The organism is Pseudoalteromonas sp. ESRF-bin5, assembly GCF_002632075.1.
Classification (GTDB): Bacteria; Pseudomonadota; Gammaproteobacteria; order Enterobacterales; family Alteromonadaceae; genus Pseudoalteromonas; species Pseudoalteromonas marina.
Genome location: NZ_NTLW01000320.1, coordinates 1 through 22,693, shown reverse-complemented (window position 1 = coordinate 22,693; position 22,693 = coordinate 1). Strand labels below are relative to the sequence as shown.

Genomic DNA, 22,693 nt, shown 5'->3' with positions numbered 1-22,693 from the left:
AATGATATGCGCATTATTCTTTTGGGCGCGCCGGGTGCAGGTAAAGGTACTCAAGCTCAGTTTTTAATGGACAAGTACGGTATTCCACAAATTTCGACTGGCGATATGCTACGTGCTGCAATTAAAGAAGGCACTCCACTTGGCTTAGAAGCAAAAAAAGTAATGGACGCAGGTCAGCTAATTTCTGACGATATCATTATTGGTTTAGTTAAAGAGCGTATTGCTAAAGCTGATTGCGAAAAAGGTTTTTTACTAGATGGCTTTCCACGTACCATTCCACAAGCAGATGCAATGAAAGAAAATGGCGTAGTAGTTGATCACGTTATTGAATTTGATGTTGCTGATGAAGTAATTGTAGAGCGTATGGGCGGACGTCGCGTTCATCCTGGCTCGGGTCGTGTTTACCATGTTGTTTACAATCCACCAAAAGTGGAAGGTAAAGACGATGAAACAGGTGAAGAGTTAATTGTGCGCGCTGACGACACAGAAGAGACTGTGCGTAAACGTCTAGGTATTTACCATGAGCAAACTATGCCGTTGGTTGATTACTACCAAGCTGAAGCCGCTGCAGGCAACACGCAGTACCATAAACTTGACGGTACACAAGCCGTAGAAGTTGTAAGTGCACAGTTAGGTGAGCTTTTAGGTTAATTTAAAGCGCACAAAAAAACCGCCAGCTGGCGGTTTTTTTGTTTTACAGAAAGACCTATAAGGTTTTAAGCTTTTCTATTACACTGTCATATTCTGGCTCGGTAGATAGGTTACTCACTAATTGCTTATAAATCACTTTGTGGCTCTTATCGAGTATAAAAATAGAGCGCGTTAGAAGCCCCATATCTTTTATAATCACACCATATTTTTGGCCAAAATCACGCCATACCGAATCAGATAATGTGATGACTTTATCTATGTTCTCAGCTTTACAAAATCGTTTTTGGGCGAACGGTAAATCAGCGCTTACAGTCAATATTTCAATACTTGGAAATTGCAGCGCCACTTTTTCGTTAAAGTGTTTAGTTTGTAAACTACACACACCGGTATCTAAACTTGGTACTACGCTAATTAGTAATGCTTGCCCTTTGTAGTTTTTGAGCGTTACAGGCGTAAAGTTTCCATCAACTACTTTAAAGTCAGGCGCACTTTCACCTACTGAGACACCTTCGCCCATTAAAGTAATTGGTTTGCCCTGTACTGACACTTTTCCTGCATCTAGTGTATTTTCTGGGTAATCGGCTGCCATAGCAACGGAGCAAAATGCACTCAGTACAAACGCGAACGTACGATACATAAGGTATTTCCTTTTAAATTAACGCAATAAGTGACAGTGTATTATACTGCGTATGAGTAACCAAGCGATTATGCGTTCTTGCTTGCTAAGAATTAGTTATGAGATTTATAAATTGTAAACCGCTGAAACTTTGATTAACATATAGTTACAAAAAATATCTTAAATAATAAAAATAAAAGCCACTATCATTTTGTGATGTTAATACTTGGTTTAAAAATAGAGAGATAGTATGCCAACATCAGTATTAGTATGTGATGATTCCAAATTAGCGAGGCGCCAGTTAGCTCGCTCATTGCCGGAAGACTGGGACATAAAGGTTGAGTTTGCAATTAACGGTGTTGATTGCATAAAGCAAATAAAAGCGGTTGACCCAGAAATTCTATTCCTTGATTTAAACATGCCTGAAATGGACGGGTATGAAGTGTTGATGGCAATAAAAGAGTTAGGCTTAAATGTGCTTACTGTTGTGGTATCTGGCGACATACAACCTAATGCCCACCAACGAGTGCTTGATTTAGGCGCTATCGATTTTATTCAAAAACCCTGCTCACCAGAAAAGCTTGCCGAAATAATAGAGCATCATGGAATTAAAGACAAAGCTATGCGTGAACGCTTGTCCCATGCATTGGGTGAGCAAGTTGACCCTGACGTTCGAGACATCTACCAAGAACTGACGAATGTCGCAATGGGGCAGGCTGGTGACTTACTAGCAAGGTTACTCAATGTATTTGTCGAATTACCAATCCCTAATGTAAATATTCTCGAGGTGAGTGAGCTAGATATGGCACTTCGCTCCATAGATAATAATGCGTCTACTTCTGGTGTGTGCCAGGGCTTTATAGGTGGTGGTGTATCTGGCGAAGCATTATTATTACTCAACGATTCTAGTTTTAAAGAAATTGCGTCTTTAATGAATTATGACGGTGTACTCACCGATAACGTTGAGCTTGAGCTACTAATGGATATTAGTAATATCCTTATTGGTGCAATTCTTACGGGTCTTTCTAAGCAGCTCGACATGTCATTCAGCCAAGGACACCCAATTGTGTTAGGTCAGCATAGAGATGTGTCTGAACTGGTAAAAGCAAACAAGTCTCGTTGGCAACGCACTCTTGCAATTGAAATTAGCTATGGCATTGAAAATCACAACATAAACTGTGATTTAATGTTGTTATTTACCGAAGACTCACTAAAAACTTTGAAATACAAAGTTGCTTACCTATTAGAAGATTAAGTTATGGCTGCTGATTTAGATATGAATGAGATCCATTGGTTAATGGATATGTTTAATACCGTTGATGTGGGTCTTGTTGTACTTGATAGAGATTACCGAGTGTGTGTTTGGAATGGGTTCATGGAAAACCATTCCGGCTTATTACCAAGTGCGGTAAAGCATAAAGATTTATTTGATTTGTTTCCTGCAATAGACGAAAAATGGTTTAGAAGTAAATCTGAATCAGTATTTGTTTTAAAAAATCGCTCATTCACAATATGGGAACAGCAACCTTATATATTTAGGTTTAAAAATTACCGTCCTATCACTGGTAAAGCCGAGTATATGTATCAAAATGCAACCTTTATACCTTTAACTAATATTCGTGCAGAAGTCAGTCATATATGTATTATTTTATATGATGTAACTGATATTGCGGTAAATAAAAAAGAATTAGAGGATTTAAATGCCCGCCTAGAGCAAGTAAGCCAAACAGATAGCCTCACTCAATTGTATAACCGTGGTCATTGGGAGAGTACGCTCAAGCAAGAGTTTTTGCGTACTAAGCGCAATGGCGGTTCTAGTGCATTGCTGATGTTTGATATCGATCGATTTAAAGTCGTAAATGATGAATATGGCCACACGTGTGGTGATGAAGCACTTCGCCACTTGTCAAAACTTTTAAAAACGACACTACGCGAAACGGACATCGCAGGAAGGTACGGTGGTGAGGAGTTTGTAGTTACTTTATTAGATACCGATGAAAAGGGGGCTGAAATTTTTGCTGAACGCTTAAGGGTATTAATTGAGCAAAGTCCTGTTATGTATAAACAACTTGAAGTGAAAGTAACAGTGAGTATTGGTTTTGCCTGTTTTAGTAATGAGTTTAAAGACCATGAGCGCTGGATAGAAGCTGCAGATAAAGCTATGTATCAATCTAAAAAGAATGGACGAAATAAAGTAACTGCCTATGCCGATATAAAAAATGACGCTTAAGCGTCATTTTTTATTAATTATTTTTAGTCTGCCGCTCTGAGTTTAATCACTCGGTTGTATGTCGAGAGTCATCTTTAGGGCATTGTCCGATAGTCGTTATTTTTTCATTATTATCTACTTGTTCAAGTTTTACTTTAAACCCCCATAATCTATAAAGATGCTTAAGTACTTCCTCATGTGTATTTGCTAAAGGTATATTATTGTGCGGCACATACCTAAGCGTAAGCGCTCTATCCCCTCTGATATCAACATCGTACACTTGAATGTTAGGTTCATGATTACTTAAGTTATATTGAGCCGAAAGCGCTTCCCTTACCGCTTTGTAGCCACTGTCGTTATGAATTGCGCCTATTTCTAAATGCGGAGCGCTCGCGTTATCAATAAGTGTAAAAAGCTTAAAGTCGCGAATTAATTTAGGGGATAAAAACTGGCTTATAAAGCTTTCATCTTTAAAGTTTTGCATAGCAAAATGAAGGGTATCAAGCCAATTACTTCCGGCATATTCAGGGAACCATTTTTTATCTTCTTCCGTTGGGTGTTCGCATAGTCGCCTAATATCAACCATCATATTGAAGCCTAAAGCATATGGGTTGATACCTGAATAATACTGACTATTGTAAGGTGGTTGATAAACAACATTTGTATGGCTTTGTAAAAATTCCAGCATAAATGAGTCGGTAAGTTTACCTTCATCATAAAGGTGATTTAAAATGGTGTAATGCCAAAAGGTGGCCCAGCCTTCATTCATTACTTGTGTTTGTTTTTGTGGGTAAAAATATTGTGATATTTTACGCACTATACGAATAACTTCACGTTGCCAAGGTTCTAAAAGTGGTGCGTTTTTTTCTATAAAATACAAGATATTTTCTTGCGGCTCTTGAGGAAAGTGGCGTTCTTTCTTTTTTGCTTCTTGGTGATGTTCGGGGATTGTTCGCCATAATTCGTTCACTTGAGATTGCAAATAAGCCTCGCGTTCTTCTTGGCGCTTTTGCTCTTCGAATAACGAAATTTGTTGCGGGCGTTTATAACGATCAACGCCATAGTTCATGAGTGCGTGGCATGAGTCTAGTAAGGTTTCTACTGCTGTTACACCGTATTTTTCTTCGCAGCGACGTATATAATTTTTAGAAAATACCAGGTAATCAATGATAGAGCTGGCATCAGTCCATGTTTTAAATAAATAATTACCTTTAAAAAAAGAGTTGTGGCCATAACATGCGTGCGCCATAACTAGTGCTTGCATCGGTAACGTATTTTCTTCCATTAAATATGCAATACAGGGGTCTGAATTAATCACTATTTCATACGCGAGGCCCATTTGTCCGCGTTTATAGTTTTGCTCAGTTTGAATGAATTTTTTCCCGTAAGACCAATGGTTGTAACCAATAGGCATCCCAACACTTGAGTACGCATCCATCATTTGTTCGGCGGTGATCACCTCTATCTGATTAGGGTAAATGTCTAACCGGTAAAAGTCTGCAACGCGGGCTATTTCTGTTTGATACTCAGTTAACAAATCAAAAGTCCAGTCAGGGCCGCCACTCATTCGTTTAGTATTCATATTAATACCTCGCTTGGTTATGCAGCCCCTTGTTGTTGCCGACCTTTTTTAAAAAACTCCCTAAATATAGGGTAAATGTCTTCAACACTTTGAATGTGCTGTATGGCAAAGTTGGAATGTGTTTGCGTAATATTTAAATATTCTCGCCATAGGCTTTGATGAGCACGTGTTGTGATTTCAATGTAGGCAAAATAGCGAACAGCATCTAAAATGCTATTACGTAATATTTGTCCGCAATGAGGAGTATCGTCAGCCCAGTTATCACCATCAGATGCTTGTGCTGCATATACATTCCATTCGTCTGCGTTGTAACGCTCTTTAATTATTTTATCCATCAGTTTAAGTGCGCTCGATACGATAGTTCCCCCAGTTTCTTGAGAGTAAAAAAATGTTTGTTCTTCTACTTCAGTAGCTTGCGTATGATGACGGATATAGACCACTTCAATGTTTTTATAACTGCGCGTTAAAAATTGATATAGTAAAATATAAAACCGTTTTGCCATATCTTTTGTGGCTTGGTCCATAGAGCCTGACACATCCATAATACAAAACATAATCGCTTTGCTGGTGGGGTGGGGGCGCTTCTCGTAATTTCTAAAACGCAAGTCGTAGTTATCAATAAATGGCACAGCTTTAATTTGCTGTTTAAGTAGGTTTATTTCTTTTTGTAAAAGTGCAACAGCGGCTTTATCGCTATGAGGTTCGTGTATTAATATTTTTAACTGAGCTTCTAAATCGGCTAAGCGGCGCTTTTTTCCAGCACTCATGGCAACACGTCGAGCAAGTGACCCTTGTAACGAACGAACAATATCAATATTACTTGGCATACCTTCACTGCAAAAACCGGCTCGGTGGGTTTTCATTTGTATAAGTTTATCAAGTTGATTTTCTTGAAGATTAGGAAGTTCTAAATCTTCAAAAAGTAAATCGAGGTACTCATCTTTTGAGATAGAGAACACAAATTCATCTTGCCCTTCGCCAGAGTCGCTAGCCTCTCCTTGTCCAGAACCATCACCTTGACCACCTTTTGGTCGCTCTATTTTATCACCTGTTGCAAACTGATCGTTACCTGGGTGTATTTGTTTTTTATTCCCGCCTTTACCTTGATGAAAGATAGGCTCGCTGATATCACGTTGCGGAATAGATATACTTTCCCCCGATGTAGAGTCGGTTACACTGCGTTTATTTATTGCATCTGACACCGCTTCTTTTATCTGTTTTTTATAACGCCTAATGAAGCGTTGACGATTTACGGTGCTTTTATTTTTACCGTTTAAACGTCTGTCTATAAAATGTGCCATAATGACCTCCTAAAACCACAACTATGAAGGTTATTGTGATTTTCTAACACGTAGGTACCACTCAGATAACAATCTGACTTGCTTTTGTGTATAGCCTTTCTCGACCATGCGATTAACAAAGTCTTCGTGTTTTTGCTGATCTTCAGCTGAGGTTTTAGTATTAAACGAAATAACAGGCAACAGATCTTCTTTGTTTGAAAACATTTTTTTCTCAATGACAGTGCGTAATTTTTCATAACTCGTCCACAGCGGGTTTTTGCCATTGTTATGAGCCCGTGCGCGTAGTACAAAATTGACTATTTCGTTACGAAAATCTTTAGGATTAGAAATGCCCGCTGGTTTTTCAATTTTCTCAAGCTCTGCATTGAGTGCAGCTCGGTCAAATAATTGGCCTGTATCAGGGTCACGATATTCTTGATCTTGAATCCAAAAATCGGCATAAATAACATAGCGATCAAATATGTTTTGCCCATATTCTGAGTATGATTCTAAATACGCAGTTTGAAGTTCCTTACCAATAAATTCAACATACTGAGGGATTAAATAGCCTTTTAAAAAGCTCAAGTAGCGTTCTTCAACATCGCTGCTGAATTGTTCACGTTCTATTTGTTGTTCAAGTACATAAAATAAGTGAACAGGGTTTGCGGCCACTTCTGTGTTGTCAAAATTAAATACCCGAGATAAAAATTTAAATGCAAAGCGAGTAGAAAGACCCGTCATGCCTTCATCCACTCCTGCGTAATCGCGATACTCTTGATACGACTTTGCTTTTGGATCAGTGTCTTTGAGTGTTTCACCATCGTACACTCGCATTTTAGAATACAAGCTTGAGTTTTCAGGCTCTTTTAATCGTGAAAGAGTTGTAAATTGTGCCAAAGCTTTTAAGGTGCCAGGCGCGCAAGGGGCGCTATGAAGTTCACTATGCTGAAGAAGTTTGTCGTAAATTTTAATTTCTTCAGTGACACGCAAACAATAAGGTACCTTGACTATGTATACACGGTCTAAAAAGGCTTCATTATTTTTGTTATTTTTAAAGGTTTGCCATTCAGATTCGTTTGAATGAGCGAGGATCATGCCATTAAAAGGAAGAGCGCTAATACCTTCAGTCCCATTGTAATTACCTTCTTGCGTGGCCGTTAGTAGTGGATGGAGTACTTTGATAGGGGCTTTAAACATCTCTACAAATTCCATCAAGCCTTGATTTGCCATACAAAGTGAACCCGAGTAAGCATAAGCATCGGGGTCATTTTGCGCAAAATGTTCAAGCTGACGTATATCTACTTTACCTACTAATGCAGATATATCTTGGTTGTTTTCATCGCCAGGCTCTGTTTTAGCGATGCCTATTTGATTCAGAATAGATGGATAACGTTTTACCACTCTAAACTTACTTATATCGCCATTATGCCTGCCCACGGTGACATAATTGTTTTTAAATAACGTGGCTTAATACCGTACTCTTGCTCTAGCACATTAGCGTCTTCAATGGGATCAAACAGAGATAATGGGTGATCGTTTACCGGTGACCCTTTAATTGAATAGATGGGTACTTGTTGCATGAGGTACTTTAGCTTTTCAGCAATAGATGATTTGCCACCGCCGACTGGGCCTAATAGGTAGAGAACCTGTTTACACTCTTCAAGCCCTTGAGCGGCGTGTTTTAAATAAGAAACAATTTGTTCAATGGCATCCTCCATACCATAAAAATCGGTAAAGGCAGGGTAGCGTGCAACTACTCTATTTGAAAATAACCGACTGAGGCGTGCATCCGTTGCGGTATCTACCATTGTGGGTTCACCTATGGCCATTAAAAGGCGTTCTGGTGCACTCGCGTAGGCAGATTTGTCGGTTTTACATATCTCAAGAAACTCGGCGATACTGTACTCTTCTTCTTGTGCCGCTTCGTAACGTGCTTGGTAATGCTCAAAAATCGTCATAATAACCTCCGAAACCCGCTGTAAAAGGTGCTTACATTTTAAAGTTTAGTCGCGAAAGTCTATGTTTGTGGAATAAAATTAAAAATTTAAGTGAAAAAAGATCATGTTGAAGAAGGCTATTTTGTCAAATGACAGAGTTTAAAAGTATAAATAATAGGCATAAAAAAAGACGCTTTAGCGTCTTTTTAAATTAGCGATAAGTGCTAATTAAGCGAAGTTTGCGTTTGCAAATTCCCAGTTAACAAGTGACCAAAAACCTTTAAGGTAATCTGGACGCACGTTACGGTAATCAATGTAGTATGCGTGTTCCCATAAATCTACAGTAAGAACAGGTGTAACGCCTTCGTCAGTAAGTGGTGTAGCAGCGTTAGATGTGTTAACGATGTCTAAAGAGCCATCGGCAAGTTTTACTAACCAAGTCCAGCTTGAACCGAAGTTATTTACTGCTTTGTCGTTTAATGCATCTTTAAACGCATCAAAAGAACCCCATTTAGCGTTAATTGCATCTGCAATTGCGCCAGTAGGCTCGCCGCCGCCATTTGGAGATAGGCTGTTCCAGTAAAACGTGTGGTTCCAGATTTGCGCTGCGTTGTTAAATACACCGCCCTCTGATGAACATACGATTTCTTCTAGAGATTTGTTTTCAAACTCTGTACCAGGGATCAAACCGTTAAGCTTAACAACATACGTGTTGTGGTGCTTACCGTGGTGAAACTCTAATGTTTCTTTTGAAATATGTGGCTCAAGTGCGTCGATTGCATATGGTAGTGACGGTAGTTCAAATGCCATTTTTTATCTCCATCTTTTTTAGTTGATAGTCCATTTGGTGATACGTAATGCCTGTTGAAACAGACCACTTACCTATACCAAGTGGGAATATAGTGTTACTATAATTGTTGAGTATTTTACTCAAGTTTAAGCAAACAGCAATGCTATTGCGAAAGACTATTTCAATTGTGGCTTTATTTGCCCATTTTAAGTTATATATTTATGGTCACGATGAGTTATTTTCAAGACCTAAGTATATTTAGCTATCGTTACTTTGAGGTTGTAGATGGAAACCATTGATAAAATTAAACAGCAAATTTCAGAAAACCCAATTATCCTTTTCATGAAAGGGTCACCTAAGTTACCAAACTGTGGTTTTTCTTCACAAGCTTCACAAGCACTTATGTCGTGTGGCGAACCGTTTGCATACGTTGATATTTTACTAAACCCAGACATTCGTGCTGAGCTTCCTGCGTACGCAAATTGGCCTACATTCCCACAACTTTGGGTTGAGGGTGAGCTAATTGGTGGTTGTGATATCATCATCGAAATGTTCCAACGTGGTGAATTACAACCGTTAATCACAGAAACAGCGGCTAAGTACAAAGAAGCTGACGCTGAGTAATCTTATTTTGTGAGCGCTATTTCTATAGTGCTGTGATAATAAAAGCCACGTTAAGTGGCTTTATTGTTTTTAGTATTTTTACAACATCACTCATCTGCACGGCAGGGTAACTTGCACGTTTAGACCACCACTTAATTTATTATGTAAGCTTATTTGTCCTTTATGTGCTTCAGCAATCTCTCTGCACAAAGCTAACCCCAAACCACTTTCTGTACTTTTTGTAGAGTAAAAAGGTACAAGGGCATTAGCCATAACCTGCTCACTCATGCCTTTTCCGCCATCGCTCACATCTACTATGCAAGTATTACTAAAGAACGTTACATCTATGTTTATTTTAGACGGATTTGAGCCTGACTCGTGTGCATTTTTGAGTAAGTTGATAAGCAACTGCTCAAGTTGTGCCTGATCTGCATATAATATGCTTTTGGCGCTGCTCATTTTGTAGCTAAACTGCCATTGGCTATTCAGATCATTTAATGTGTTTTGCCAATTTATCGCTGATTTTTGTGGTGTAGGGAGCTTTGCAAATTTGCCGTAGCCTTGAACAAACTCAGTCAAGTGACTTATTCTTTCATCGATTGTTGAAAACACTCTTGCAAGGCGAGGCTCATCTACGCGGCTAGCTAAAAGCTGAGCGCTGTGCAGCATTGATGACATAGGGCCAAGAGAGTTATTAAGCTCGTGGCTTATTATTCGAATAACTTTTTTCCATACTGCTACTTCTTGGCGGCTGAGTTCACGGGTAAGTTGTTTAAATATGTATAAGTGATGTTTTTGATTATTAAGCAAAAACTCGCCAGTCGATAAATGCCAAGTTTGAGAATCGTGACTATCTACTTCAATATTAAACAAGCCATCCACGCCTTGTTCAATAGCATTAGTAAGCTGAATAGGTGCATCAGACAATAATTCGTGAAGTTGCGTGCCTTCTAGTTGTGTTTTGCTATTAAATAAAGTGCGGCTGACTAAGTTACTAAATACAACAGTTTTGTTATCGTTAACAAGTAAAAGTGCTTGTGGAGAGCTCTGTAATACTTTATCTAACATTAACTCTCGTTGATAAATCCACTGTTTTTCTTGCCGAAGTTGTTTTGCCGTTTGATTATAAAGCAGACATAGCTTTCCTAACTCATCGTTGTTTTTATAGGCTAATAAACTAGAAAGCTCACCATCTTTAAAATTAAGGAAGCCGGTTTCTAGCGATTGCAACCCTAGCTTAATAGGCTTTGTTAAGGCTCTAGCAAGCAAAAGACTTGTTAACATAGCTGCTATGACCAACAACACAGAGTAATACAGCGGATGTTGTGCAATTATTGTAATGCTAACAACAGGAAAAACGCTGCATAAAACACATATAGCCATTATTTTTTGAGTTAACGATAAGCCACTAATAAAATTAAACATTAGTAATCAATACCCATTTTTTGTAAGCGCCTATACAGTGCTTGGCGGCTTAAACCAAACTCTCGTGCTACTTTGGCTATAACCCCCTGATTAGCGCGTATTGATTGTTCAATTTCGAATTTTGTTGGTTCTTTTTTTACGTCGTTATTTTTTATTGGCGACGACGGGGTTAGGCCAAAATCTTCAGCGCTAAGCAAACCGTTAGGCTTTATTACACCAACACGTTTACAGGCGTTTTCAAGTTCTCTTACATTACCTGGCCATTGGTATCGATTAAGGGCTTGCTCTGCATCAATACTTAGCTCTCTATGTGGTAAAAAGTGATTAATGAGTGGCGCAATATCATCAACGCGCTCACAAAGCGCAGGTACGTTTAACTCAATAACGTTAAGGCGATAGTACAAATCTTCTCTAAAACGCCCTTCGGTTATTGCTTGTAATAAATTTTCGTTGGTGGCTGATATAACACGTACAGTTACTTTGCGCGTTTGTGTGGACCCTAACCGTTCAAATTCACCTGTTTGTAACACTCTTAGCAACTTCATTTGCCCAGAAAGTGGCAAGTTGCCAATTTCATCTAAAAATAATGTTCCACCATCGGCTGCCTCAAAACGACCTATACGTTGCTTGCTTATACCAGTATAAGCACCTGCTTCAGCACCAAACAATTCAGCCTCCAAAAGCTCTTGGGGAAGGGCGCCGGCATTGACCCTTTATGAAGGGCTGATTTATTAGTGAAGAGTTTTTTTGAATAATAGTGGCAATACACTCTTTACCACTGCCATTAGGACCTGTTATGAGTGCAGAAATATCAGATTTAGCCACTTGCAATGCCATTGTGACTAATCGCTCCATTGCGGTACTTTTAAAAATAAGGCCTGCTAAGTTAGCAGTGCTATATTTATCATCTCGCTCTTTTTGTTGGCGGTTGTGCGTGGCTACAAGTTGCTTAGTGCGCCCCAGCTCTATTAAATTATTAATGCACGTAAGAAGCTTGTGGTCATCCCATGGCTTTGGAAGGTAATCGGCAGCGCCTGCTTTAACAAGTTAAATCGCCGTTGAAAGTTCAGTCCAAGCGGTTATTAATATAATAGGGAGGTGTGGGTTCTCTTCACGCAGCGCATAAAACAAAGTTTTACCTTCTTCGCCTGAGGTGGTATCGCTGGTAAAATTCATATCTTGAATAACGAGAGCAATGCGTTGGTATTGCACAATTTGAATGGCTTCAAAAGGCATTGACGCGGTAACTACATTAAAGTGATGTATCTCTAGTAGTAATGATAATGCCTCTAAAACGGCCGGATTATCATCAACGATAAGTATTTTTTCCATGAGAATTTAATCGCTGTTTATTATTATTTAAATATTGAAAATGCTACACCGTGTTTAGCCAGTGTAGCATAGGTTGGGAGCTGCGTTATATGGTTCGGGTTGCGATACTGGGCGAAATATTTGCAGCACGTTTAGCTGGGCCAAATACAGCTAGAAGGCTCATGATAAAAACCATAACGGCAGTTGCTGCGACATAGCCTAAGGGTAATGCAGCTATTGAAAAGTGTTGCATTAGCAATTGCCCAAGTATGAGGGCAGCAATAACGCCTAAAACTAATCCAGCAATGCAAATCAATGCATTTTCAACTAAAAAATAATTAACAATTGCAGATTTACGAGCGCCCAAAGCACGACGGGTTCCAATTTGTTTGGTGCGCTTACTTATATTGAATAGCGTTAAACCAAAAATGCCCACCGCTGTAACCAGAACTAAGATAGTGATGAGTACAATGAGCATACGCATCATCAATGTGTCTTCAGCCATATATTGCGTTTTGTCTTGATCTAAACCACGAATTCGAATAATCACACGCTTGTTATAATTTTTAAGCATTGCGTCTTCAATCTGTTTAGCTATGTCTGCTCGCTCATTGGACGCAGTACGAACTAAAAAGTTGCCAGATATATTGGGGTTAATGTAAGGAATTAATGCGATATTATTTGGGCGGCTGTCTTTTAACCAAGGCCCTTTTGCATGCTTAATTACACCAACAACTTTCAGTGGGATATCACCAAGAAAAATCGTTTTTCCTAAGCCCTCTTCATCAGGAAAAAGCTCATTGAGTAATGCTTGAGTGACAATTGTCACATTGGCTCGTTGATCATTATCGTTGGTAACAACAATCTCATCTTGAGTAAAGTTTCGTCCTGCAACAAGCTCAATGCCAAGTGTATTAATTGCATGATCATCCGTAAAAAAGTAAGCCGTTCTTGCTGAAAGCCCTGGCTCTGGTGCAGAGTTAATACTGAAGTCAGATGAGCTGCCACTACCTGATAACGGTATGTTGTTAATATATATGGCGTCTTTAACGCCGGGTAAAGCTCGAAGCATGGCTTCATCAAGTTCAAATTGCTGATGGCTTTGAACATCTTTACCAAAATGCATGACATGAAAAGCAAGTATTTCATCTTCCGGGTAGCCAGTTTCTTGGTTAAGGTAGGTTACTCTGTCTTGAATTATAAATGCTGCGTTACTAACAATTGCAGTGGTAATTGCTATTTGTATAAGTAGCAAAATTGCACCCACTTTAGATCGACACAGCGCATGAAAAATAGGTTTAATTTCTAATATCATTGTGTTCGTCCTTATTGGCTTTTTAGATAAATGGCAGGGTTGGTTTTACACACCAGCCAAGCAGGATAAAGCCCGGCAATTACACAAGTACTGATTGCAATAAGTGGGGCGCTTAGTAACATACTTAAATCCATAGTCGCTAAGCTTTCGTAATAACTGTAGCTCTGACGAACACCTAATAGACCAAACTGCGCAAATACAATCCCAAGTAGCCCGCCCAAAAGCCCTAACATAGCGACTTCAATGATATGTTGCATAAAAATCTGCCGTTTATTAGCACCAAGAGCACGACGTACTCCAACCTCTGGCGCTCGACGTAAAAATTTGGCAAGTAATAAGCCAAGTATATTAGCCAAACACACAGCCAAAAACATAAAACTTAGAGCCACTAAAATTTTGTTATCTTCACTAACCACATTATTGTAAGCCATCCATTGATTAACATCTCGAAGCCCAAAAGCGAGCTCTTTACGATTAAATCGACCGAGCTTTTGCTGCTCTTGCATATAAGCTAGTAAGTAATTCTCGTAATCATTTTTTTGTTGCTCGGTCGTTAATTCAACCCAGAATTGAATCCAAACCATTTCTGACTGTAATTTGGCAGTAAAACTTCGAACATCTTCATGCTTCCAACCATTAGTATTTCCCCAATTACCAAGTTGCTTTGCCTCAAGAAGGCTAAATGGCATAAAAAGTTGTTCGGGTTGGTTAAATGCACCATTATTTAAGTCGTAATATTTGATGGTTAGTGGCCAGTTTTTTGTAACGCCAATCACTTCGTAACTAGCATCGTCAAGGTAAATAACCTGACCCACTGAATTTTTGCCAGCAAATAACTTATTGTTTAACTCCTCGCTAATGACAACAACGGGCGCTGCGTTGTCTTCTTGTTGCTGTGACCACTTGCTACCATGTAAAAATTCGAGGTCAAACATATTAAAAAATTCAGGAGTGGTAAGTCTTGCACTTTGACTAAACGGTTTTACTTTGTCAGAGTCTATGTAAACAGAAAAACCACTTCGTACCATTTTTAAACGTTGAGCACCTACTTGGGATTGATAAAGATTTGCAGCATCTTGATAAGTTAGTTGAAGAGGCTGATTATCTGACGTCCACCATGTGCTTCCATCGTCCATTATCTGTAACTGCACGCTAAAAAGCTGACTGCTCTTGTGCGGGATTGGATCGGCCGACATCATGTGATACACACTCAAACTAGTCATGGTGATGCCAATACCAATTGCGATGGCAAGTACCATTAAAAAGCTTACGAGTGGTGTGCGTTTAAAGCTACGCCAACTCAGATCAATATAATGAACCAGCATGAATTATACTCCTTGTGCGACTTTTATTGGCTGTGTACCTTGGTACAAAGTAAAGTCAGCAAGTTGTCCATCAACTACTTGAATGTTGCGCGGTGCGCGGCGGGCTAATTCGCTGTCATGTGTCACCATTATAATGGTGGCGCCATCGCGATTTATTTGCTCAAGTAATTCCATCACTTGGCGAGCCATTAGACTGTCTAAGTTACCGGTGGGCTCATCGGCAAGTAAAAAGCGTGGTTCGCCAGCAAGTGCGCGGGCTATAGCGACGCGTTGTTGCTGGCCGCCAGAAAGTTGTTGAGGTAAATGTTTAGCGCGGGAGGCTAAGCCTACTTGTTCTAAACATTGCTCTATTCTACGTTTACGTTCTTTTGCTTTAATACCTCTATAACGAAGAGGTACTTCAATATTTTCATAGAGGTTTAAATCTGGTATTAAATTAAAACCTTGAAAGATAAAACCAATTTTTTGATTTCGGCAATCGGCACGTTGGTTGTCGTTTAGGTTACCCACATTTACACCATCTAAAATATAATCACCTTCACTAAAGGGCTCTAACATTCCGGCAATATTTAAAAAGGTAGTTTTCCCAGAGCCGCTAGGGCCTGTGACAGCTATAAATTCGCCTTCATTTACATTTAAATTAAAGTCTCTTAATGCGTGAGTTTGAACCATTTCAGTTTGGTATACTTTACTTATGTTTTTCATTTGTAACATGGTTTTTCCTTAAATTGGCGCTGGTTGAGAGCGCTTCTAATTTAATAAAAGCGTGTCTGCTTGGTTAAATTGGTTGTAGCTAGAAATTATTATTTCGTCGTTTTCATTTAAGCCGCTTAAAATTTCTACCGCGTTAATGCTGGTGGCACCTACGGATATAGGTATACGTCTTGCAAAATTTCCGTCTATTTTATATGCAACAATGCCGCCTTGTTGCATAAAAGCGCCTCGCTTTACCTGCAGCACATTTTGGCGATTGTCGAGTAAAATACGCGCGGTTAAACGTTGATTTTGGCGAATGTTATTGCTGTTGCTTGTAAAGCGAACACGTGTGGTTACTTCGCGATTATTAACTTCGGGTGATATAGCAGATAGCACCCCCATTATTGTTTCGTTCCCTAATTTAAGCTCTACGTCCATACCTAATCCGAGTTCGTTTGCGTAACTTTCTGGCACCTGCAACTGTGCTTCAAAATGACTTAAATCAACGAGTGTCATCAGAGGCTGACTTTGCGTGACGGCTGCTTTTTGTTGCACAAGCAGATTACCAACAATGCCTGTCACTGTGGCTCGAATTGACAGCTCATTTACTTTTCTATGTAATTCATCAACGACCAGCTGCTGACGCTCTACATCACTTTTAGCAGCTTGCAATTCAAATGCGAGTGTATCTTTAGCAAGTGCCACCTCTTGCTGTGCGTGTTTATAGGTAAGCTGTGCACGTGATAAGTCGTCTATTGCTTTTTCAAGGTCTATTTGGCTTATTAAATGCTTTTTAATTGATAGTTTTGCGCGACGATCTTCTCTTTGTGCTGCGTTTAATTCTACACTTGCCATATCGAGTGTTTTTGTAAGGGTTAAAGTGTCTCTTCTTGATTGTAGGTGTTGCCTTTTAAGTTCACCCTCTAAGCGTTGTAATACGGATTGTTGTTGTTTTAATTCATTGGTAAGTTCAGGGCTATGAAGAACAGCAAGCTCGTCGCCTTTGGTAACTGTATCGCCAGCTTTAACGTGCAAGCTTACAAAGCCTCTCTCTGGGCTGTAGATGTGTGGTGCATTGGCGGCAACAATTTTTCCACTTGCGGCTACATCGCGAACAAGCGTTTTAATTTCTACTTTTGCTATTTGCACCTTTTCTTGGCTAAATGATTTAGTTGCATCCGAGCCTGATATAACTCCATAAGTAGCAGCAATAATAAGTAACAACACAGCGATAATTAAAAGAAAACGTTTTTTATGGTTTGCGGGTGTTTTAACTTGTATGTCTTGAGCACTGGTATCTTTAATCATTATTCAACCTTAACTAAATGAATTTATATTTTTTTCAAACATGACATAAAGTAGTGCTGCAAAAATAGCGGCTATTGGCGAGAGTAAAAATAAGCTTAAAGTGAACATAATTCTTCCAAATAATAATTACTAAATTACACTATACGATTAGTATGCCAAAATTTAACCTATTGATATTATTATACTTAATAATTTATTTATTAAAGTAATATGTCCGTGGACACTTTATGTGTCCGCTCCGGACACATACAAAGCAATATATAAAGAGTAAATACAGCGTTGCGGGTACAAGAAAACCAATAACGTCGCAACTTCAGTGAATTCAAAAGTGTAAGTGTATTTTAAAGCTAAGCTACTCAGGCGATTAAATAGCGGGGTGACATTTAAACTTTGACTGGTTTTATTTTTCTATTTACGAATAATTAATCAAAGTAATGAGTGGTTAAATTATAGCTTTTAAGCTGAATGAAGAATAAGGAACATAATTCTACCTTTATTTATCCCTTTTATAATTTGTTAATGAAAAGGGGTAATATTATTTGCATAATCCCAACATTTTACGAATCTCTTCAATTGAATATTTATTCACTAATATCTAAGTTTACGTTTACGTAAACTGCTTTTTAAGTTGGAGGTGTTTTTACAAAATGTTAAACTTGACACCAGTGTCATGAAAAAATAACGGTGAAAATACCGCTAAATGTTAATAAAAATGATAAAAAAGAAATCTTGCTATGAAGTGAGAAATATTCAAGAATGTGAATATGTATTCAAATTACTGTTGACTCTATTTGATATAGAGGCTAGTTTTGACCGGCTGTTAGCAAATCGTCGAGCACTTCATTAACGCTAACAGTGAAGCAAGGGGAGGGGTCTATGTTATACGACTCGAAATTAGAGAAAGAAAATTGTGGCTTTGGCTTAATTGCCCAAGTTAATGGTCAGGCTAGTCACCGGCTTATTCGTACTGCTATTACTGGGTTGGATCGTATGCAACACCGGGGCGGTATTTCTGCTGATGGTAAAACAGGCGATGGCTGTGGTTTGCTTTTGCAAAAACCAGATAGTTTTTTCCGTGCTATTGCAAGTGAGCATAATTGGCACCTTGGTAAAAACTATGCAGTAGGCATGATCTTTTTAAATTCAGATCCTGTTTTAGCACAAGCTGCAAAGGAAATTCTTAGCGAAGAATTAGAAAAAGAAACGCTAAATATTTTAGGCTGGCGCGAAGTGCCTACCGACCCATCAATGCTAGGTCCAATTGCTGTGCAGCAATTACCGGGCTTTGAGCAAATTTTTGTAAGCGCACCTGAAGGTTGGCGTTCAAAAGATTTAGAACGTCGCTTATACGTAGCGCGCCGTCGTGCTGAAAAACGTTTAGCAGACGATGAATCATTTTACATTGCAAGTTTATCTGGATTAGTGACTATCTATAAAGGCCTTATGATGCCTGCAGATTTACCTAATTTTTATTTAGACTTAGCTGACATCCGTATGACCAGCGCGATTTGTGTTTTTCATCAGCGCTTTTCAACAAACACACAGCCTCGTTGGCCACTTGCTCAGCCTTTCCGCTATTTAGCGCATAATGGTGAAATTAACACCATTGAAGGTAACCGTCAGTGGGCTCGTGCTCGCTCGTATAAATTTTCGTCTCCACTTATTCCAGATTTACAAAGCGCAGCGCCGTTTGTTAATGAAACAGGCTCAGATTCGTCAAGCCTCGATAACATGCTTGAGCTATTTTTAGCCGGTGGCATGGATTTATTCCGTGCAATGCGCATGCTTGTGCCGCCTGCATGGCAAAAAAACCGTGCTATGGATGACGATTTACGTGCATTTTATGACTTTAACTCTATGCACATGGAGCCATGGGATGGTCCTGCGGGGATTGTTATGTCAGATGGCCGCTTTGCAGCTTGTAACTTAGACCGAAATGGTCTTCGTCCTGCGCGTTATGTAATCACACAAGATGGTTTTATTACTCTTGCTTCTGAAGTCGGCATTTGGGATTACACCGCAGATGAAGTGGTTGAAAAAGGCCGAGTGGGTCCGGGTGAGCTTTTAGTAATTGATACCAAATTGGGCAAAATTTGGCACTCAGACGAAATCGACCAAGATTTAAAATCTCGCCATCCTTATAAGTCGTGGCTCGAAGAAAATGTTAAGCGCTTGACTCCCTTTGAAGAATTAAAAGAGCAAGATGCAGGCAATCGTTCATTTGACGATGAAACGTTAGCTAAATATCAAAAAATGTTTGGTTATACCAATGAAGAGTTGGATAGCGTTATTCGTGTAATGGGTGAAAACGGCCAAGAAGCAACAGGCTCAATGGGTGATGACACTCCGTTTGCTGTGTTAAGCGAAGGGCATCGTTCACTATACGATTATTTCCGTCAAAAGTTTGCACAAGTCACTAATCCGCCAATTGATCCTCTTCGCGAAAATCATGTTATGTCTTTGGCTACGTGTATTGGTAGCGAACAAAATGTGTTTAACGAAACAACAGGCCACGCTAAGCGCTTACAGTTCGATACACCTATTTTAATGTATGCAGACATGCAGCAGCTACTAAATGCAGATGAAGCGCATTACAGCTATTGTAAAATTGATATTACTTATACTGTTGAAGAAGGCTTGGAAAACGCAGTTAAACGCATTTGCGATAAAGCAAAAGAGAAAGCAGCTGCTGGCTCTATCATGCTTATTTTAACTGATCGTAATTTTGACGATGTAAACCTACCTATCCCTGCGGCTATGGCTGTAGGTGCAGTGCAAAAGTGTTTGGTTGATAACAATTTACGCTGTGAATCAAACATCATTATTGAAACGGGTAGCGTAAGAGATCCTCATCAATTTGCAGTGTTACTTGGTTTTGGCGCAACAGCTATTTACCCATACCTAGCGTATGAGTCGTTAGTCGCGATGAGTGACAGTAAAATCATCGATAAATCTTACTGCGAGGTAACCCTTGCTTATCGTAAAGCAGTAAACAAAGGCTTATACAAAATAATGTCGAAAATGGGCATTAGTACAGTCGCTTCTTACCGTTGCTCAATGTTATTTGAGGCGGTGGGTTTATCAGATGCTGTTGTTGATATGTGTTTTAAAGGTGTGGCTAGCCGCATTAAAGGTGCATGTTTTACAGACTTTGATGACGATCAACAAAGCTTACACAAGCTTGCTTTAAGTAAACGTAAGTTACTTAGCCATGGCGGTTTGTTTAAATACGTACATGGTGGTGAATATCATGCATACAACCCAGATGTGATCCAAACACTGCAGGTAGCAGTTCGCTCTGGTGAATATAGAGATTACAACGAGTATGCAAAGCTTGTTAATAATCGCCCTATTTCAACATTACGCGATATGCTGGCACTTAAATTACCAGAAAATGGAATTAGTATTGATGATGTAGAGCCTGCAGAAGCGCTTTACAAACGTTTTGACTCAGCTGCAATGAGTATTGGTGCTTTATCGCCAGAGGCTCATGAAGCACTCGCAATTGCAATGAACCGCCTGGGTGGTTGTTCAAATTCAGGTGAAGGTGGTGAAGATAAACTTCGTTACGGCACTGAGAAAAACTCACGTATTAAGCAAGTAGCTTCAGGTCGATTTGGTGTTACACCGCATTATTTACGTAGCGCAGATGTAATTCAAATTAAAGTAGCGCAGGGTGCAAAACCAGGTGAAGGCGGGCAACTTCCGGGTGAAAAAGTAACACCTTATATTGCTAAACTTCGCTATTCGGTACCTGGCGTGACGTTAATTTCACCGCCACCGCATCATGATATTTATTCTATTGAGGATCTTGCTCAGCTAATTTTCGATTTAAAGCAAGTAAATCCAAAGGCACTAGTATCAGTAAAACTAGTGTCGGAACCAGGTGTTGGCACCATAGCAACAGGTGTAGCTAAAGCATATGCTGATTTAATTACTATATCTGGCTACGACGGCGGCACAGGCGCAAGCCCGCTAACATCAGTAAAATATGCAGGCAGCCCATGGGAACTAGGTCTAGCTGAAACACAGCAAGCCCTTGTAGAAAATGGCCTTCGTCATCGTATTCGTTTGCAAACAGATGGTGGTTTAAAAACAGGTTTAGATATTATTAAAGCTGCTATTTTAGGTGCTGAAAGCTTTGGTTTTGGTACAGGCCCTATGGTGGCATTAGGGTGTAAATATCTACGTATTTGTCATCTAAATAACTGTGCAACCGGTGTTGCAACGCAAGACGAAACACTTCGTCAAAAGCATTACCATGGCTTACCTGAAATGGCGATGAACTACTTTAAGTTTATTGCACAAGAAGCGCGTGAAATCATGGCAAGCCTAGGTATTGCAAACTTAACAGATTTAATTGGTCGTCTTGATTTACTTGAAGCAATTGAGGGCAAAACAGCCAAACAGAAAAAGATAGATTTATCTTCTGTTATTGCGCAGCCAAACAATCCAACAGGCGAAACGTTATTTTGTAGCGCGCCAAATAGCTCACATTATTTAGGCAAGCTTAACGAAAGCCTATTAGGAAAAGCGCAAGAAGCGATAGATGCTTCAAGTGGTATTTCACTTGTTAGCCGAATTTGTAATACAGACCGTTCAGTTGGTGCAATGCTATCAGGCTACATTGCTGATAAACACGGAAATCAGGGTATGGCGGCTGACCCGGTAGCAATCGAGCTCCATGGCACGGCTGGTCAATCGTTTGGTGTTTGGAACGCAGGTGGCCTTGAAATGACCCTCGTTGGTGACGCTAATGACTACGTTGGTAAAGGCATGGCTGGTGGCAAGCTCGTTATTCGTCCGCCAGTGGGTTCATCATTTGAAAGTCATAAAGCAACGATTATTGGTAATACCTGTTTATACGGTGCAACGGGCGGTAAATTGTTTGCTGCAGGGTGCGCAGGTGAGCGCTTCGCAGTTCGTAATTCAGGCGTGCAAGCAGTTGTTGAAGGCGTTGGCGATAATGGCTGTGAATACATGACCGGTGGTGTTGTGTGTGTGCTTGGTAATGTAGGTGTTAACTTTGGGGCGGGTATGACCGGTGGTTTTGCCTATGTTTTAGATGAGCGAAACGACTTTGAAAAACGCATAAACCCAGAGCTTGTTGAAGTTGTGACATTAGAAGCATTAACGTCACACCAAGAGCATTTACGTGGATTAATTGCTGAGCATTTAGAGCTAACAGGCTCATGCAGAGCAGAAAGTATTTTAGCTAATTTTGAGCTCTACTTACCTATGTTTAAATTAGTAAAACCTAAATCAAGTGACGTAAAAAGTTTACTCGGGCATCGCGCCCGTAGTAGTGCCGAACTACGTGTTCAGGCGCAATAAGGGGGCAGTATGAGCGAAAATGTATATCAATTTATAGACGTGCAGCGTGTAGATCCACGCAAAAAGCCAATTTCGTCACGTAAAAAATCATTTGTAGAAATTTACGAACCCTTTTCAGAGAATCAGGTTAACTCTCAAGCGGATCGTTGCTTGGATTGTGGTAACCCATACTGTGAATGGAAATGTCCGGTACATAATTACATTCCACAGTGGCTTAAACTAATTCGCACAGGGCGTATATTAGAAGCTGCGGAGCTTTCTCATCGAACAAACAGTTTGCCTGAAGTATGTGGCCGTGTTTGTCCTCAAGA

Annotated in this window: 14 protein-coding genes and 3 pseudogenes; 6 read left to right on the top strand and 11 right to left on the bottom strand. The window is 39.7% G+C overall.

Translation table 11 applies throughout. The features are described from left to right. Nucleotides 1–6: 6 nt before the first annotated feature. Nucleotides 7–651 carry an adenylate kinase gene (gene adk / locus BCG07_RS19590; protein WP_006792401.1) on the top strand — a complete coding sequence of 215 codons (645 nt, stop codon included), beginning with the start codon at nt 7–9 and terminating at the stop codon, nt 649–651. A 55-nt stretch (nt 652–706) separates the two neighbouring features. Here adk and tpx read toward each other — a convergent pair whose 3' ends face one another. Beyond that, nucleotides 707–1,288, bottom strand: a complete 582-nt coding sequence (gene tpx, locus BCG07_RS19585; RefSeq protein ID WP_286891651.1) for a thiol peroxidase — start codon at nt 1,286–1,288, stop codon at nt 707–709. A gap of 229 nt (nt 1,289–1,517) precedes the next feature. Between tpx and BCG07_RS19580 the strand changes: the two genes are divergently transcribed. Then, complete coding sequence (locus tag BCG07_RS19580; protein WP_010557595.1) at nt 1,518–2,522, top strand: response regulator; 1,005 nt, start codon at nt 1,518–1,520, stop codon at nt 2,520–2,522. A gap of 3 nt (nt 2,523–2,525) precedes the next feature. Continuing rightward, nucleotides 2,526–3,497, top strand: a complete 972-nt coding sequence (locus BCG07_RS19575; RefSeq protein WP_006792404.1) for a sensor domain-containing diguanylate cyclase — start codon at nt 2,526–2,528, stop codon at nt 3,495–3,497. 46 nt (nt 3,498–3,543) lie between these two features. Here the strand turns inward: BCG07_RS19575 and BCG07_RS19570 are convergent, their stop codons facing one another. The 4 genes and pseudogenes from BCG07_RS19570 to BCG07_RS19555 form a co-directional block, all read right to left on the bottom strand. Continuing rightward, nucleotides 3,544–5,058 carry a SpoVR family protein gene (locus BCG07_RS19570; RefSeq protein WP_286891649.1) on the bottom strand — a complete coding sequence of 505 codons (1,515 nt, stop codon included), beginning with the start codon at nt 5,056–5,058 and terminating at the stop codon, nt 3,544–3,546. Nucleotides 5,059–5,075: 17 nt separating this feature from the next. Continuing rightward, nucleotides 5,076–6,359, bottom strand: a complete 1,284-nt coding sequence (locus tag BCG07_RS19565) for a YeaH/YhbH family protein (RefSeq protein ID WP_286891648.1) — start codon at nt 6,357–6,359, stop codon at nt 5,076–5,078. A gap of 30 nt (nt 6,360–6,389) precedes the next feature. Beyond that, nucleotides 6,390–8,296: pseudogene (locus BCG07_RS19560) on the bottom strand (PrkA family serine protein kinase). 207 nt (nt 8,297–8,503) lie between these two features. Beyond that, the gene (locus tag BCG07_RS19555) at nt 8,504–9,085 is read right to left on the bottom strand and encodes a superoxide dismutase (RefSeq protein ID WP_006792408.1); all 582 of its coding nucleotides are present in this window, start codon (nt 9,083–9,085) and stop codon (nt 8,504–8,506) included. Nucleotides 9,086–9,350: 265 nt separating this feature from the next. Between BCG07_RS19555 and BCG07_RS19550 the strand changes: the two genes are divergently transcribed. Continuing rightward, complete coding sequence (locus BCG07_RS19550; RefSeq protein ID WP_006792409.1) at nt 9,351–9,689, top strand: Grx4 family monothiol glutaredoxin; 339 nt, start codon at nt 9,351–9,353, stop codon at nt 9,687–9,689. A 90-nt stretch (nt 9,690–9,779) separates the two neighbouring features. Here the strand turns inward: BCG07_RS19550 and BCG07_RS19545 are convergent, their stop codons facing one another. The 6 genes and pseudogenes from BCG07_RS19545 to BCG07_RS19520 form a co-directional block, all read right to left on the bottom strand. Beyond that, a complete protein-coding gene (locus BCG07_RS19545) occupies nt 9,780–11,093 on the bottom strand; it encodes a sensor histidine kinase (RefSeq protein WP_286891646.1) in 1,314 nt (437 codons plus the stop codon). Then, nucleotides 11,093–12,425: pseudogene (locus tag BCG07_RS19540) on the bottom strand (sigma-54-dependent transcriptional regulator). The gene BCG07_RS19545 and the pseudogene BCG07_RS19540 overlap by 1 nt, the downstream one beginning before the upstream one ends. An 85-nt stretch (nt 12,426–12,510) precedes the next feature. Next, complete coding sequence (locus BCG07_RS19535) at nt 12,511–13,719, bottom strand: ABC transporter permease (RefSeq protein WP_138740070.1); 1,209 nt, start codon at nt 13,717–13,719, stop codon at nt 12,511–12,513. An 11-nt stretch (nt 13,720–13,730) separates the two neighbouring features. Continuing rightward, nucleotides 13,731–15,044 (bottom strand): ABC transporter permease, encoded by a 1,314-nt coding sequence (locus tag BCG07_RS19530; RefSeq protein WP_058428711.1) that lies wholly within the window; start codon nt 15,042–15,044, stop codon nt 13,731–13,733. Nucleotides 15,045–15,047: 3 nt separating this feature from the next. Continuing rightward, on the bottom strand, nt 15,048–15,758 hold the full coding sequence (locus BCG07_RS19525; protein ID WP_058428712.1) for an ABC transporter ATP-binding protein: 711 nt from the start codon (nt 15,756–15,758) through the stop codon (nt 15,048–15,050). 36 nt (nt 15,759–15,794) lie between these two features. Next, a complete protein-coding gene (locus BCG07_RS19520) occupies nt 15,795–17,048 on the bottom strand; it encodes an efflux RND transporter periplasmic adaptor subunit (RefSeq protein ID WP_286891643.1) in 1,254 nt (417 codons plus the stop codon). An 876-nt stretch (nt 17,049–17,924) separates the two neighbouring features. On the opposite strand from BCG07_RS19520, the gene gltB reads away from it, so the two are divergent. Both gltB and BCG07_RS19510 read left to right on the top strand, forming a co-directional pair. Next, a complete protein-coding gene (gene gltB, locus BCG07_RS19515; protein ID WP_286891641.1) occupies nt 17,925–22,382 on the top strand; it encodes a glutamate synthase large subunit in 4,458 nt (1,485 codons plus the stop codon). A gap of 9 nt (nt 22,383–22,391) precedes the next feature. After that, nucleotides 22,392–22,693, top strand: a pseudogene (locus BCG07_RS19510) (glutamate synthase small subunit); the annotation flags it as partial.

What these genes read in the sequence shown, in the direction of transcription:
- BCG07_RS19535 (WP_138740070.1), bottom strand. Translation starts at nt 13,719, where the DNA reads ATGATATTAGAAATTAAACCTATTTTTCATGCGCTGTGTCGATCTAAA.
- BCG07_RS19525 (WP_058428712.1), bottom strand. Translation starts at nt 15,758, where the DNA reads ATGTTACAAATGAAAAACATAAGTAAAGTATACCAAACTGAAATGGTT.
- BCG07_RS19575 (WP_006792404.1), top strand. Translation starts at nt 2,526, where the DNA reads ATGGCTGCTGATTTAGATATGAATGAGATCCATTGGTTAATGGATATG.
- tpx (WP_286891651.1), bottom strand. Translation starts at nt 1,288, where the DNA reads ATGTATCGTACGTTCGCGTTTGTACTGAGTGCATTTTGCTCCGTTGCT.
- BCG07_RS19565 (WP_286891648.1), bottom strand. Translation starts at nt 6,359, where the DNA reads ATGGCACATTTTATAGACAGACGTTTAAACGGTAAAAATAAAAGCACC.
- BCG07_RS19530 (WP_058428711.1), bottom strand. Translation starts at nt 15,044, where the DNA reads ATGCTGGTTCATTATATTGATCTGAGTTGGCGTAGCTTTAAACGCACA.
- adk (WP_006792401.1), top strand. Translation starts at nt 7, where the DNA reads ATGCGCATTATTCTTTTGGGCGCGCCGGGTGCAGGTAAAGGTACTCAA.
- BCG07_RS19550 (WP_006792409.1), top strand. Translation starts at nt 9,351, where the DNA reads ATGGAAACCATTGATAAAATTAAACAGCAAATTTCAGAAAACCCAATT.
- BCG07_RS19545 (WP_286891646.1), bottom strand. Translation starts at nt 11,093, where the DNA reads ATGTTTAATTTTATTAGTGGCTTATCGTTAACTCAAAAAATAATGGCT.
- BCG07_RS19570 (WP_286891649.1), bottom strand. Translation starts at nt 5,058, where the DNA reads ATGAATACTAAACGAATGAGTGGCGGCCCTGACTGGACTTTTGATTTG.
- BCG07_RS19580 (WP_010557595.1), top strand. Translation starts at nt 1,518, where the DNA reads ATGCCAACATCAGTATTAGTATGTGATGATTCCAAATTAGCGAGGCGC.
- BCG07_RS19520 (WP_286891643.1), bottom strand. Translation starts at nt 17,048, where the DNA reads ATGATTAAAGATACCAGTGCTCAAGACATACAAGTTAAAACACCCGCA.
- gltB (WP_286891641.1), top strand. Translation starts at nt 17,925, where the DNA reads ATGTTATACGACTCGAAATTAGAGAAAGAAAATTGTGGCTTTGGCTTA.
- BCG07_RS19555 (WP_006792408.1), bottom strand. Translation starts at nt 9,085, where the DNA reads ATGGCATTTGAACTACCGTCACTACCATATGCAATCGACGCACTTGAG.